The organism is Pseudonocardia sp. NPDC049635 (assembly GCF_040659795.1).
In the GTDB taxonomy this organism is placed as follows: domain Bacteria; phylum Actinomycetota; class Actinomycetes; order Mycobacteriales; family Pseudonocardiaceae; genus Pseudonocardia.
In genome coordinates, this window is record NZ_JBFAON010000018.1 from 105,916 (window position 1) to 119,379 (window position 13,464).

Annotated in this window: 13 protein-coding genes and 1 tRNA gene; 10 read left to right on the forward strand and 4 right to left on the reverse strand. The window is 71.9% G+C overall.

What is annotated here, in order from left to right; genetic code table 11:
* The first annotated feature begins 75 nt into the window (after positions 1-75).
* Together AB0J24_RS20725 and AB0J24_RS20730 are read left to right on the forward strand one after the other, a co-directional pair.
* Positions 76-1,293: a YbfB/YjiJ family MFS transporter gene (locus AB0J24_RS20725; RefSeq protein WP_358683711.1), complete on the forward strand. Its 1,218-nt coding sequence runs from the start codon at positions 76-78 to the stop codon at positions 1,291-1,293.
* Between the two features lie 38 nt (positions 1,294-1,331).
* Complete coding sequence (locus AB0J24_RS20730) at positions 1,332-1,871, forward strand: pyridoxamine 5'-phosphate oxidase family protein (RefSeq protein ID WP_358683713.1); 540 nt, start codon at positions 1,332-1,334, stop codon at positions 1,869-1,871.
* Between the two features lie 92 nt (positions 1,872-1,963).
* Here the strand turns inward: AB0J24_RS20730 and AB0J24_RS20735 are convergent.
* Positions 1,964-2,034 (reverse strand) — tRNA-Gln (locus AB0J24_RS20735).
* Between the two features lie 217 nt (positions 2,035-2,251).
* On the opposite strand from AB0J24_RS20735, the gene AB0J24_RS20740 reads away from it, so the two are divergent.
* The 6 genes from AB0J24_RS20740 to mfd all read left to right on the forward strand — a co-directional run bounded on the left by AB0J24_RS20740 (position 2,252) and on the right by mfd (position 10,264).
* Positions 2,252-3,475 (forward strand): class I SAM-dependent methyltransferase, encoded by a 1,224-nt coding sequence (locus AB0J24_RS20740; RefSeq protein ID WP_358683739.1) that lies wholly within the window; start codon positions 2,252-2,254, stop codon positions 3,473-3,475.
* A 1-nt stretch (position 3,476) separates the two neighbouring features.
* Positions 3,477-4,316, forward strand: a complete 840-nt coding sequence (locus tag AB0J24_RS20745; RefSeq protein WP_358683715.1) for a sugar phosphate nucleotidyltransferase — start codon at positions 3,477-3,479, stop codon at positions 4,314-4,316.
* A gap of 31 nt (positions 4,317-4,347) precedes the next feature.
* A complete protein-coding gene (locus tag AB0J24_RS20750) occupies positions 4,348-5,034 on the forward strand; it encodes a PIG-L deacetylase family protein (protein WP_358683717.1) in 687 nt (228 codons plus the stop codon).
* A 31-nt stretch (positions 5,035-5,065) separates the two neighbouring features.
* Positions 5,066-6,091: an SDR family oxidoreductase gene (locus AB0J24_RS20755; protein ID WP_358683719.1), complete on the forward strand. Its 1,026-nt coding sequence runs from the start codon at positions 5,066-5,068 to the stop codon at positions 6,089-6,091.
* A 69-nt stretch (positions 6,092-6,160) separates the two neighbouring features.
* Positions 6,161-6,430, forward strand: a complete 270-nt coding sequence (locus AB0J24_RS20760; protein ID WP_358683721.1) for a DUF2277 domain-containing protein — start codon at positions 6,161-6,163, stop codon at positions 6,428-6,430.
* Positions 6,431-6,637: 207 nt separating this feature from the next.
* Positions 6,638-10,264, forward strand: coding sequence for a transcription-repair coupling factor (gene mfd / locus AB0J24_RS20765; RefSeq protein WP_358683741.1), 3,627 nt, complete (start codon positions 6,638-6,640; stop codon positions 10,262-10,264).
* Between the two features lie 115 nt (positions 10,265-10,379).
* On the opposite strand, the gene AB0J24_RS20770 is transcribed toward mfd, so the two are convergent.
* From AB0J24_RS20770 to AB0J24_RS20780, 3 genes are all read right to left on the reverse strand, one after another.
* Positions 10,380-10,694: a hypothetical protein gene (locus AB0J24_RS20770; RefSeq protein WP_358683723.1), complete on the reverse strand. Its 315-nt coding sequence runs from the start codon at positions 10,692-10,694 to the stop codon at positions 10,380-10,382.
* Positions 10,657-11,034: a hypothetical protein gene (locus AB0J24_RS20775; protein WP_358683725.1), complete on the reverse strand. Its 378-nt coding sequence runs from the start codon at positions 11,032-11,034 to the stop codon at positions 10,657-10,659. Before AB0J24_RS20775 ends, AB0J24_RS20770 begins: the two co-directional genes overlap by 38 nt.
* A gap of 169 nt (positions 11,035-11,203) precedes the next feature.
* Positions 11,204-11,428, reverse strand: coding sequence for a transposase (locus tag AB0J24_RS20780; protein ID WP_358683727.1), 225 nt, complete (start codon positions 11,426-11,428; stop codon positions 11,204-11,206).
* 712 nt (positions 11,429-12,140) lie between these two features.
* Between AB0J24_RS20780 and AB0J24_RS20785 the strand changes: the two genes are divergently transcribed.
* Together AB0J24_RS20785 and AB0J24_RS20790 are read left to right on the forward strand one after the other, a co-directional pair.
* Positions 12,141-12,650, forward strand: a complete 510-nt coding sequence (locus tag AB0J24_RS20785; protein WP_358683729.1) for a hypothetical protein — start codon at positions 12,141-12,143, stop codon at positions 12,648-12,650.
* Complete coding sequence (locus AB0J24_RS20790; protein WP_358683731.1) at positions 12,577-13,176, forward strand: ABC transporter substrate-binding protein; 600 nt, start codon at positions 12,577-12,579, stop codon at positions 13,174-13,176. The genes AB0J24_RS20785 and AB0J24_RS20790 overlap by 74 nt, the downstream gene beginning before the upstream one ends.
* Positions 13,177-13,464 lie beyond the last annotated feature (288 nt).

The following is a 13,464-nucleotide window of genomic DNA, read 5'->3' on the forward strand; positions in this document are numbered from 1 at the left end:
GTTAGCAGCGCTTCTGTGGTCGACCGCGACGCCGTGGAGCGGTGGAAAATATACCGGTCTGTTTACTATCGAGGCATGGATACGGGATGTGACCGCTCGTCCGCTCGGGTGGGCGTCGCCCGGAGCTGGTGGACGATCGCCGCACTCGGCGCCGCCGTCATCGCTCTGTGCTACGGCTTCGCCCGGTACGCCTACGGCCTGTTCGTGCCGCGGTTCAGCGCGACGTTCGAGCTCGATCCGGTCGCCGTCGGGATCCTCTCGGCCGTGTCGACCACCGGGTACGTCCTCGGCCTCGCCGCTGCTCCGGCCGCGTCCGCGCGCTCGGCCCGGGCCACGACGCTCGTCGCGGGCGGATTCGCCACGGCCGGGCTGGCCGCCATGGCCGTCGCACCGGGCGTCGTGTCGTTCGGGATCGGGATCCTCGTCGCCGGAGCGGGGGCCGGGCTGGCGTCACCGGGTGTCGCTCAACTGATCGTCCAGTCGGTTCGCGGCGGTGCGCGGACCCGGGCCCAGACGTGGGCCAACACCGGGACCGGTGCCGGACTGGCCCTGACCGCCTTCACCCCGCTGCTCCCGGTCGACTGGCGGCCGATCTGGTTCGGATTCGCCGTCGTCGCGGCGGTCGTCACGGCCGTTGCCGCATGGTCGCTGCCCCGCCCGGTGAGCGGCGCCGTGGCATCGGGACGACCGGGCGACGGATCGTGGCCCCGGCCGGTCGTGATCGGTCCGCTGCTGTTCAACGCCACCCTGCTGGGGGCGGTGAGCGCGCCCTACTGGACGTTCTCCACATCGCGGCTCGATGAGGCCGGCCTGAGCCCGGGGGTCGCCACCTGGGCCTGGTGCGCGATCGGCCTGGTCGGCCTGGTCGGCGGTACCGCGGGTCGCGCCGTGGAACGCCACGGTCTGCGGGCCACCGGCCTGGTGATCTGGACGTGCTGGGCGGCCGGGATCGCGCTGCTCGCGCTCCCGGCGCCGGGCCCGCTCGGTGCCGTCGTCTCCGCGGGCGTGTTCGGAGCCGGCTTCATGGCGTTGACCGGGCTGTGCATCCTGTGGGGTGCCCGCCTGTTCCCCGAAGCGCCGTCACGGGGCGTGACCTGGGGTTTCCTGGCCCTCGGCCTCGGGCAGACCGCCGGTTCGGCACTGGCCGGCACCGCCGCCGGCCTGGTGGGTCTCGGCCCGACGTTCGCGCTGACCGCACTTCTCGCGCTGGCCGGGTGGACGCAGATCCATCCGCGACTCGCTCCACCCGGACGCACCGAGACCCATGAGGTCGTGCCCGACCGGGCCGCGTAGCAGCCGACACCGTCGGTGCGAACTGGTTGCCTGGCCCAATGTTCGAAACTCCCGACGAGCTCCGCCGGCTCCAGGCCCTGCTGGACACGTCCTGGGCGGGTTCCAGCAGCCATCTCAAGTCGATCGTCCGGCCAGGGGAGTGCACCCTGAACGCCGAGCAGGTGGTCCGGGTCTGCCGAGGCATGTGCACCCTGGCCGTCGCCACGGTCACCCGGCGCGGTGAACCACGCATCAGTGGTGCCGACGGGCATCTCCTGCACGGCCGCTGGGTCGTCGGCACCCACCGCCGGGCCGCCAAGGCCCGTCATCTCGCGGCGCGGCCGGGCGTCAGCGCGAGTTTCCTGCGCGGTGAGCAACTCGGCGTCTTCACGCACGGCCGTGCCGTGGCGCTGAATCCGGCGGGGGCGAGCCACGACCCGACATGGCCGGGCATCCGGGACCACCTTGTCAGTCACTACGACGGAGACAGCGACGATCCGTTCTGGGACGAGAACGTGTGGTACCGCATCGACCCGAGCTGGATGGTCGCCTACAGCCCCGACCCTGCCGGTCTGCTCGCCGGTCAGTCGTCGGCCTGATCCGGGTGCTGATGCCGGGGCGGATGTCAGGTGCGGTGTGCGGCCCGGCCCGGGGGAGACCCGGCCGGGCCGCGTCGCACGTCAGGGCCCTGCTCCGCCGCCAGGATTCGAACCTGGACCATCGGAACCAAAATCCGAGGTGCTGCCGTTACACCACGGCGGATCGTGCCGGGTCATGGTGGCATGCGCCATCGGGCGCCCTCGCGGCGCACCTCGCCCCGGCCCGGTTTGCGATGGCCGATCCCCGGACAAACACCCACTATCGGGCGACACCACCCCCGGGCGTGCCGCGGGCGTCCGGAGTTGACAGACTGCGGTACGTGCTGAGAGCGGGGGTGTCCAGGCCGGGTGGCGTGGAGTCCGGCGCGGCGGCGGACGAGGTGCTCACCTGCCGGCTGTGCGGCGCCACGGACCTGCGCAGCTTCTGCGACCTCGGCGCGACACCGCCGTGCGAGCTGTTCCTCACACCGGAGGCGGCCGGGCGGCCCGAGGTCACCTATCCGCTGCACGTCCGGGTCTGCAACGCCTGCCTGCTGGCCCAGCTCCCGCCGGAGATCACGCCGGAGGAGACGTTCTCCGAGTACGCCTACTTCTCCTCGTTCAGCTCGTCCTGGGTGGAGCACGCCCGCCGGTTCGTCGACGACGCCGCCGCGCGGGCCGGCCTGGGGCCGGAGTCGTTCGTCGTCGAGGTCGCCAGCAACGACGGTTACCTGCTCCAGCACGTCGTCGCCGAGGGCATCCGCTGCCTCGGCGTGGAGCCCAGCGTGAACGTCGGTGAGGCCGCCCGGGAGAAGGGCGTCCCGACGCTCACCGCGTTCCTCACCCCGCAGACCGGCGCCCGGGTCCGTGCCGAGCACGGCCCGGCCGACCTGGTCTGCGCGAACAACGTGTTCGCGCACATCCCGGACGTCGTCGGTTTCGCGCAGGGCCTGCGCGCCCTGGTCGCCGACGACGGCTGGGTCTCGGTCGAGGTGCAGCACCTGCTCACGCTGGTGGAGCGCCGCCAGTTCGACACGATCTACCACGAGCACTTCCAGTACTACACGCTGCTCACCGGGCAGCGGGCGCTCGCAGCGGGCGGTCTGACCCTGGTCGACGTCGAGCCGCTGGACACACACGGTGGGTCGATCCGGATGTGGGCCCGCCCCGACGGCGCCGCCGGGGAGCCGAGCGAGCGGGTACGCGAGGTGCTCGCGGCGGAGGCGGCGGCGGGCCTGCACACCCCGCAGGGGCACGACGGGTTCGCCGAGGCCGTCTCCACCGTCCGCGACGACCTGGTGTCGTTCCTGATCGGCGCGCGTCGACGGGGCCAGCGGGTCGTCGGCTACGGGGCCCCGGGGAAGGGCAACACGCTGCTCAACTACTGCGGGATCCGGCCCGACCTGCTCGCCTACACGGTCGACCGGAACCCGTACAAACACGGCAGGCTCACGCCGGGGACCCGGATCCCGATCCACGATCCCGAGCGGATCACCCGGGACCGCCCCGACTACGTGCTGGTCCTGCCCTGGAACCTGCGCACCGAGCTCACCGAGCAGCTCGCCCACGTGCACGACTGGGGTGGGCGGCTCGTGTTCCCGATCCCGTCGCTGGAGGTGGTCTGAGGTGAAGGTCGTCCTGTTCTGCGGTGGTTACGGCATGCGGATGCGCGACGGCACCTCCGATCTTCCCAAGCCGATGCACCCGGTCGGGCCCCGTCCGCTGGTCTGGCACGTGATGCGCTACTACGCCCATTTCGGCCACAAGGACTTCGTCCTGTGCCTGGGTTACGGCGCGCACCACATCAAGAACTACTTCCTGAACTACGACGAGACCGAGTCCAACGACTTCGTGCTGCACCACGGCCAGGTCGACCTGATGGGCAGCGACATCCAGGACTGGAACATCACGTTCGTCCACACCGGTCTGGACTCGCCGATCGGCGAGCGGCTGCGGCGGGTGCGCCATCTCGTCGAGGACGACGAGATGTTCCACGCCAACTACGCCGACGTCCTCACCGACGCGCCGCTGGACCGGATGGTCGACCAGTTCCGGGACACCGACGCGATCGGTCAGCTGATGGCCGTCCCGCCGCAGTCGGCGTTCCACTGCGTGGACGTGACCGACGACGGGAAGCTCGAATCGATCACCACGCTGCAGGAGATGCCGTTGTGGGAGAACGGCGGCTATCTGATGTTCCGGCCCGAGGTCTTCGACCACATCGAGAAGGACTGTGACCTCATCGGTGACGTGTGCGCGCCACTGGCCCGCAAGGGCAGGATGACGGCGTTCCGGCACCGGGGATTCTGGCAGCCCGCGGACACCGTGAAGGAGCGCAACGCCCTGGAGGCCGCCTATCAGGGTGGCGCCCGGCCGTGGATGCTGTGGGAGTCGCACGGGACCGACCGCGACCCGCTGCAGGCTGCGATCGCCGCGATGCACAACAGCAGCCACCAGCGCGACTGACGCGCCGAGTTGCCGGAGGGACCGAGACACCGTGCTGAACCTGCTGCCCGAGCGCCTGGACCGCATCCTGCTGCTGGGGGCGCACTGCGACGACATCGCGATCGGCGCCGGTGGCTCGCTGCTCGAACTGTGCCGCGCGTACCCCGGTGTCCGCGTCACCGCACTGGTGCTGACCGGCGCCGGTTCGCTGCGGGAGGAGGAGGAGCGCTCCGCGCTGGCCGCCTTCACCCCGGGGGCCGAGCTGGAGGTCGCCGTCATGGACCTGCCGGACGGGCGGGTCCCGCAGCACTGGGAGCGGGCCAAGATGGCGCTCGAGGAGCTGCGCACCAGGGGAGAGCCGGACCTGGTCCTCGGGCCGTCCCCGCACGACGCCCACCAGGACCACCGCACGCTCGCCCAGATGATCCCGACCGCCTTCCGGGACCATCTGACGCTGGGCTACGAGATCCTCAAGTGGGAGGGCGACCTCGCCCAGCCCTCGGTCTACCTGCCGCTCGCGGAGCCGGTGCTGACCGAGAAGGTCGCGAAGCTGAGCGAGCACTACGGTTCCCAGCAGGACCGTCCCTGGTTCGACGACGAGACCTTCCGCGGGCTCGCCCGGGTGCGCGGCGTGCAGTGCCACGCCCGCTACGCCGAGGCGTTCCACGTGCAGAAGCTGACCCTGTCCGTCGCCCCGATCGCCGGAGCCGAGCCCTCGCCCGGGTTCGGCGCGGCCTGATTCGCACGACCACACTCTCGAAGGGACCACCATGCGGGTACTGCTCACCGGACATCAGGGCTACCTGGGAACGGTGATGGCGCCGATCCTCGCCGCCGCGGGCCACGAGGTCACCGGGCTCGACTCCGGGCTGTTCGCCTCCTGCGTCCTCGGGTCGCTGGACACCCCCGACGTCGACGGGTTCTCCACCGACCTGCGGGATGTCACCGTCGACCAGTTGCAGGGCTTCGACGCCGTCGTGCACATGGCCGCGCTGTCGAACGACCCGCTCGGCTCGCTCGCACCGGAGATCACCTACGACATCAACCACCACGCGTCCACCCGGCTGGCGAGGTTGTCGAAGGAGGCGGGCGTCGAGCGGTTCGTCTACGCCTCGACCTGCTCGGTCTACGGCGCCCAGTCCGGCGACGACCTGGTCGACGAGGACGCCCCGCTGAAGCCGGTCACCCCGTACGCGATCTCCAAGGTCCGCGTCGAGGACGATCTCGCCGATCTGGCGTCCGCCGACTTCGTGCCGGTGTCGATGCGCAACGCGACCGCCTTCGGCTTCTCGCCGCGGCTGCGCGCCGACATCGTGCTGAACAACCTGGTCGGACGCGCGGTGCTCACCAACGAGGTGACCGTGCTCTCCGACGGCACCCCGTGGCGTCCGCTGGCGCACGCCGAGGACATCGCCGGTGCGGTCGTCGCCGCGCTGGCCGCCCCGGCGGACGTGGTCCGGGCCCGTGCCTACAACGTCGGGACCGAGAAGAACAACCGGACCGTCGCCGAGATCGCCCAGGCCGTCATCGACGCCGTCCCCGGCTCGACGCTGAACATCACCGGCGAGGCGGGCAACGACCCACGCTCGTACCGGGTGGACTTCTCCCGGGCCCGCAAGGAGCTCGGTTTCGAGGCCGGCTGGACCATCCCGGCCGGTGCGGAGCAGCTCGCGACCGAGTACAAGGCGCGCGGTCTCACCCAGGAGGCGTTCGACAACTCCTTCACCCGGCTCGCCGTGCTGAACGCCCGGCAGAAGGCCGGCGAGCTGGACGGGTCGATGCACGTCGTCAAGTAGGCGAGGGCCGCTCGTGAGTGGCTATCGTGGCTCGCACCGCGAGACCACTCACGAGCGCCGGAGGCGCCGATGTGCCGGAACATCCGGACGCTGCACAACTTCGAGCCGCCCGCCGACGCCGACGAGGTGCAGGCGGCGGCGCTGCAGTACGTCCGCAAGATCTCGGGGACGGCGAAGCCCTCCCAGGCCAACACCGAGGTGTTCGACCGGGCGGTGGCGGCGGTCGCCGCCGCCACCCGCGAGCTCCTGGACGGCCTGACCACGACCGCCCCGCCGAAGGACCGTGCGGTCGAGGCGGCCAAGGCCCGCGCCCGCGCCGAGCTGCGCTACGCCCGCTGATCGGGCGTCGCGGGCCGGCGGTCCGCTCCGCCGCCCTGCGACGTCCGGCGGTCGGGAACCGGTGAGGGCTGCCCCGACCCGGCCCGCCGGCCGGGCGTATCGTCGGAAGCCGGCACCCCGCCCGGACCGCACGCGACCCGGGCAGGGGTCTGTCCTGCGCACCGCCAGCCCACTCCCGATCGAGGAGCCAGCGCCGTCGTGGCCATCCTGTCCGGTCTGCTCACCTCCGCCCTGTCCGACGCCGGCCTGCGGGCCGCGGTCGACGCCGCCCGCGACGCCGACACCCGCACCACCGAGACCCCCGCGGTGAGCGTCGAGGGCCCCGCTGCGGTGCGCCCGTTGCTCGCCGCGGCGCTCGCCGAGTCCTCGACCGTGCTGGCCGTGACCGCCACCGAGCGGGAGGCCGAGGACCTCGCGGCCGCCGTGTCCGATCTGCTCGGGCACGGCGAGGCGCTGGACGCCGCCGCCGACACCGTCACCGACAGCGCGGGCTCCCCGGTCGTCGTCCTGCCGTCGTGGGAGACGCTGCCGCACGAGAAGCTGTCGCCGCGGCCGGACACCGTCGCCCGCCGGTTGACGATCTTCCACCGGCTGGCGTCCACGGAGACCGCGCCACGGGTGGTCGTCACCGCGGCGCGCAGCCTGATCCAGCCGGTGGCACCGGGACTGGGTGCGCTCGCACCGGTCTCGCTGGCCCCGGGTGAGGAGCACGACTTCGAGCAGCTGCTGGAGCGCCTGGTCGAGCTGGCCTACACCCGGGCCGAGATGGTCACCGCGCGCGGCGAGTTCGCCGTCCGCGGAGGCATCCTCGACGTGTTCCCGCCGACCGCCGAGCATCCGGTGCGCGTCGAGTTCTGGGGCGACGAGGTCTCCGAGCTGCGGGCGTTCTCGGTCGCCGACCAGCGCTCGGTCGGCGAGGTGGAACGGGTGATCGTCCCGGCCTGCCGGGAGCTGCTGCTCACCGGACCGGTGCGGGCGCGGGCCAGGGCGCTGGCCGCCGAGCAGCCCGAGGCCGCCGGGCTCAACCGCAACCCGCTGCGCGAGCTGCTGGAGAAGCTCGCCGAGGGCATCCCGGGGGAGGGGATGGAGTCGCTGGTCCCGGTTCTCGTGGGATCCGAGATGGTGCAGCTCACCGACCTGTTCCCGGCCGGCACCCGGGTGATCGTCGCCGACCCCGAGCGGATCCGCACCCGCTGCGCCGACCTGGTGCGCACCGGGCAGGAGTTCCTGGAGGCGTCCTGGCTGGCGAGCGGAGCGGGCGGGGAGGCGCCGATCGACGTCTCGGGCTCGGCGTACCGCGACCTCACCACCACCCTCGCGCACGCCACCGCCACCGGGCGGCCGGTGATCTCGCTGTCGCCGCTGCTCTCCGGGTCCGATGAGGCGATCGTGCCCGCGCTGCACGAGATCGAGCCCTACCGCGGTGACATCGACCGGGCGCTGACCGATCTGCGCGCGCACGTCGCCACCGGTGGTGCCGCGGTGCTGGTGCTGGCCGGGCAGGGCACCGCGGACCGTTCGATGGAGCAGCTGCGCGAGGCCGAGGTGCCTGCGACGGCCGTGCCCGCGTTGGCCGAGGCGCCGGAGAAGGGCGTCGTCACCGTCACCTGCGGGCGGATGCTGAACGGCTTCACGGCCACCGAGATCGGGCTCGTGCTGGTGTCCGAGGCCGATCTCACCGGCAGCCGCGCCGGGCTGGACGCGGCGCCCCGCAAGACCACCCCGCGCCGGCGCAACGCCGTCGACCTGGCGGTGCTGCAGCCCGGTGACTACGTGGTGCACAACCAGCACGGCATCGGGCGCTTCGTGGAGATGAAGGAGCGCACCGTCTCCGGCGCGACCCGGGAGTACCTGGTGCTGGAGTACGCCTCGTCGAAGCGTGGCCAGCCCGCGGACCGGCTGTTCGTGCCGACCGACGCGCTCGACGAGATCAGCCGCTACGTCGGTGGGGAACAGCCCGCGGTGAACAAGCTGGGCGGCGCCGACTGGGCGAAGACCAAGGGCCGTGCCCGCAAGGCCGTCAAGGACATCGCGGCCGGGCTGGTGCAGCTCTACGCCGCCCGGCAGGCGTCGCCCGGGCACGCCTTCGCCGCGGACACCCCGTGGCAGCGCGAGCTGGAGGACGCCTTCCCCTACACCGAGACGCCCGACCAGCTGACCGCGATCGACGAGGTCAAGCGGGACATGGAGCGTCCGGTGCCGATGGACCGGGTGATCTCCGGCGACGTCGGGTTCGGCAAGACCGAGATCGCGGTGCGGGCGGCGTTCAAGGCGGTGCAGGACGGCAAGCAGGTCGCCGTGCTGGTGCCGACGACGCTGCTCGCGACCCAGCACCTGACGACGTTCTCCGAGCGGATGCGCGCCTTCCCGGTGACGGTGCGCGGCCTGTCCCGGTTCACCGATCCGGCGGAGGCACGCGAGACCCTGGACAAGCTCGCCGAGGGCGAGGTCGACATCGTCGTCGGCACCCACCGGCTGCTGCAGTCCGGGGTCCGCTGGAAGGACCTCGGCCTGGTGATCGTCGACGAGGAGCAGCGCTTCGGCGTCGAGCACAAGGAGCACATCACGGCGCTGCGCGCGCACGTGGACGTGCTCACCCTCTCGGCGACGCCGATCCCGCGGACCCTGGAGATGAGCCTGGCCGGGATCCGCGAGATGTCGGCGATCACGACTCCGCCCGAGGACCGCCACCCGACCCTGACCTACGTCGGTGCCTACGACGACAAGCAGGTCGCCGCCGCGATCCGCCGCGAGCTGCTGCGCGACGGCCAGGTGTTCTACGTGCACAACCGGGTCTCCTCGATCGACCGGGCCGCCAAGCACGTGCAGGACCTGGTGCCCGAGGCCCGGGTCGCGGTCGCGCACGGGCAGATGAACGAGGACCTGCTCGAACGCACGGTCAGCGCGTTCTGGCACCGCGAGTTCGACGTGCTGGTGTGCACCACGATCGTCGAGAACGGTCTGGACATCTCCAACGCCAACACGTTGATCGTCGAGCGTTCGGACACCCTCGGGCTGTCCCAGCTGCACCAGCTGCGCGGGCGGGTCGGCCGGGGTCGCGAGCGCGGCTACGCCTACTTCCTGTTCCCGCCCGAGCACCCGCTGACCGAGACCGCGCACGACCGGCTGGCGACGATCGCCCAGCACTCCGAGCTGGGTTCCGGCGCGGCCGTGGCGATGAAGGACCTGGAGATCCGGGGCGCCGGGAACATCCTGGGCGCCGAGCAGAGCGGGCACATCGCGGGCGTCGGCTTCGATCTCTACATCCGGCTGGTCGGTGAGGCGGTGGCCGCGTTCCGCAAGCAGGCGGGTGGTGAGGCCGGGGAGATCGAGGAGGAACTGCCCGAGGTCCGGGTCGATCTCCCGGTCGACGCGCACGTGCCGCACGACTACATCGACGGTGAGCGGCTGCGCCTCGAGGTCTACCGCAAGATCGCCGAGGCGCCCGACGACGCGGCGCTGGGTGCGATCGTGGAGGAGCTGACCGACCGCTACGGCGAACCGCCGACCCCGGTGCGCAACCTGCTCGAGGTCGCCCGGTTCCGGCAGCTCTGCCGCCGCCTGGGCGTCCGCGAGGTGGCGTCGGCCGGGACGCAGCTGCGGATCGGGCCGGTGCAGCTGCCGGACTCGGCGCAGCTGCGGCTGCGCCGGCTCTACCCGAAGGCGCAGTACAAGGCTGCGGCGCAGATCGTCACCGTGCCGAAGCCGGTGCAGGGCGGACGGATCGGCGGGGCGCCGGTGCGCGACGTCGAGCTGCTCGGCTGGTGCGCCGAGCTGCTCGCCCAGATCGTGCCGTCGTCGACGCCGGTGCACACCGCCGGACCCGCCCGCTGAGCAGACCGGCGGGCCCGCCGGGTGAACGGTGTCAACGGATGCTGAAGACTGACCCTGGTGGGGATCTCGGCTTCTAGAACCCGTGAACCCCCAGGGGGGACGCTCCTATGTCGCGTCAAGGACTGTGAGCGGTTCGGTTTCGAGCTGTCGGAAGAGCTGGTGGGTGACGTAGCGGCCGAGGCAGCGGCGGATTTCGCGGTCGGTCCTGCCCTGGGCGCGGCGGCGGTCGGCGTTGGCGCGGGTCACCGGGTCGAGCCGGAGCCGAGTGATGACGATGGTGTAGACGGCTCGGTTGAGCTGGCGATCCCCGGTGCGGTTGAGCCGGGCGCACCGTCTTGCCTGACGAGGCCGGGATGGGAGCGGTGCCGGCCAGTATGGCGAACGCCCCGTCGTCACGGCAGCGTCCGGCGTGCGACCACGCGGTCAGCACGGTCGCGGCGACGATCGGCCCGACTCCGGTGAGAGTCAGCAGGCCGCCAGGAGGCGACGTTCGCGCGGATCGCCTTCTCGTGCGCCGCGGCCTCGTCCTCGAGGGCCCGGACACGGCGAGCGACGGCTTTGAGCGTGGTCATCGCGGTGAACACGTGTACCTGATCCGCGTAGTGCGCCGGTCGTAGTTGCATCGCGGCGGCCAGCATGTTGCGAGTGGACAGGCCCCGGAACCGGGCACGGACGTGTTCGGGAGCGGTGACGACCAGCGCCTGTAACTGGCGCTGACCGTCGGTTGCAGCCTGGGCCGCAGCGTGTCGAGTGGTGAGCAGGACCTGCAACGCCGCCCTCTCGGGGCCGGTCCGCGGCTGCGCGAGATGGGTGCGGGCCAACGCGTCACGGCGGCGCGGACGGCGTCGATCGGGTCGGACTTCGCTCCTGCTCGCCGGGTCGGTCGGGCGGGGCGGTCGAGCTCGACTACCAGTTCCTGTCGCTCGGTGAGGCGTGCGGTCAGTCTTCGGCGCCGTAGCCTCCGGAGCCTTCCAACGCCCACGCCCGTATCCCGGCGTGCTGCGCGGCCAGTTCGAGTAGGCCGTCGTAGCCGGCGGGATCCGCGGTGACCGTGGCCTGGGCGAGGACCGCGCCGGTGTTGGCGGTGACGACGGCAGCGGTGTGGGTGTCCTTGTGGGTGTCGACGCCGATGACGACTTCGACCAGTTCTGCGAGCATGGGCAACGCGTTCTCCGTCGACCGGGGCGGACGCCAGCCCCGGTCCGGTTCGGGAGACTCGGCAGGACTGTGACGGGACACGCCAGCTGCGATCTGGCGGTCAAGCTCCTGATCAGGCCAGCTGCTCCCGGCCGGGCCGGCAGCGAGGCCAGTGAACGGACAAGTCCCCTGCGAAGGCACGAAGCCAGTCAGAATTCGGGCCACGCCCGCCGCCTCACCGCCAGCCCATCACGGCCGATCCGAGCCGACTCCAGCAGTCTCACAGTCAGATTTCAGGATCCGTCGACAGGTGACTGCCGCGGTCGTCGTCGAGCGTCGGCTCCGGCGAGCCCGGTCAGCCCGCATGCACCTCACGGTGAGCCTGGCCCCCTCCGCCGGACACTGACGGTGTGGGGTCAGTGATCTTGGTGTGGCGGGGTGTGGGCTGCTTCGTAGCCAGGGCGCTGCTGGCCGAGCACGCCCGGATGCAGTGTGCGGTGCCCGCATTGACCGTCGAGCCCGACGGCGACGCGGACCGGGCGACCACGTTCGTGCTGTCCGGGCGGACCGACCTCGTCGGCACGCCGCGGGATCCCGGCCCGGGAACCGACGATTGCCACACTTCAGACATCCGAGTTAGATGAGCCTAACCATACTCGAAGGCGGCGGGGCGAGGCGGGCACGCAGGACCAGCAGAGGGGCGAGGTGGCCCGGCCACCGCGACGCAAGGAGTAAATCGTTGGGAACGTTCGAACGAGGCCGTCCGCGGGGCAGGTTCCGGGCACGGATCGCCGCGCTGGTCGCGATGGCCTTCGTGCTGACTGCTTGCGGCGGTCAGGGCCCGGCGGGGACCGAGGCGCAGACCAGGGCGGTCACTCACCCGCTCGGTGAGGTGCAGGTCCCGGCGGAGCCGGCCACGATCCTGGCCACCGACGAGTACGCCGCGATGAACCTCATGGCGCTGGGTGTGCAGCCCGCGGTGGTCTACGGCTCGTTCGGGTCCGAGGTGGGCCGGGTCGTGCTGGAGGATGCCGGGGTGACGGTCACACCGGGGACGACGTTCTTGGAGAGTCCGCCGATCGAGGAGATCGTCGCCCATGCCCCGGACATGATCGTGATGACCGGTGGTGTCGAGATGCAGGCGACCTACGACGCGCTGACCCCCCATCGCACCGGTGGTCGCGATCCCGTACTACGACACGACCTGGCAGGACTCGCTGACCGCGACGGGTGCGGCGGTCGGGCGTGAGGACGAAGCCGGCGCGATGGTCACCACTCTGGAGGAGCGGATCAGCGCCGTGCAGGCCGGGTCGAAGCCCGGCCCGACCTCGTTGTCGGTGATCGGGGAGACCTACGGCGACTGCTGTTTCTCCGCGGCCCGCGGCACCCCGCTGTCGGCGATCCTGGAGGGGGCCGGGTTCACCCGTCCCGCCGCGCAGGACGTCGACGTCAAGGACGGCGACTTCTCGGTGGTGCCGATCTCCCCGGAGGGGATCGGCGAGCACGACGCCGATCTCGTCGTCGTCCCCGAGGGCCAGTTCTACGACGCCGACGCCGTGCTGTCACAACCGGTCTTCCAGTCGCTGCCGGCGGCCCGGGAGGGCCGGGTCCTGCAGGTCGACGGGGACATCTGGTTCGGCAACTTCGCCTTCGCCGTGCACTGGATCACGACCGACCTGGAGGCCGTCGCGCAGAACGGCGCGGCGGCGACCGTGGGCCTGCCCGGTGATGCGCTGGCCCGCTGGGCCGAGTTCCGGGCGGACGTCGGGACCTGAGCCGGTACCCCGGGTGCCCGGCCGGATCAGCCGGGCAACCGGCGAGAGCCGATCGGGGCAGGGATCCTGAAGACCGACACCTGGGCCGACACCGGGACCCGTAGCGGGCCCCGGCCCGACGGTCCGCAGCTCACCGTCCTGAGCGACGCGGCGGGCCGGATCCGGTACGCCGTGCCGGCGCTGCGCGGGCGGGTCGCGCTGGCCGCACTGGGCCTGCGCCGCTACGGGCTGCGCCGTCCGCCGGTGCTCGGCACGGCCGGCCGCACCGTCGCCACCGGTGTCACGATC

Bases quoted from the DNA above. Each gene is read 5' to 3' on its own strand.
- AB0J24_RS20755 (WP_358683719.1), top strand. From the start codon at position 5,066: ATGCGGGTACTGCTCACCGGACATCAGGGCTACCTGGGAACGGTGATG.
- AB0J24_RS20725 (WP_358683711.1), top strand. From the start codon at position 76: ATGGATACGGGATGTGACCGCTCGTCCGCTCGGGTGGGCGTCGCCCGG.
- AB0J24_RS20730 (WP_358683713.1), top strand. From the start codon at position 1,332: ATGTTCGAAACTCCCGACGAGCTCCGCCGGCTCCAGGCCCTGCTGGAC.
- AB0J24_RS20760 (WP_358683721.1), top strand. From the start codon at position 6,161: ATGTGCCGGAACATCCGGACGCTGCACAACTTCGAGCCGCCCGCCGAC.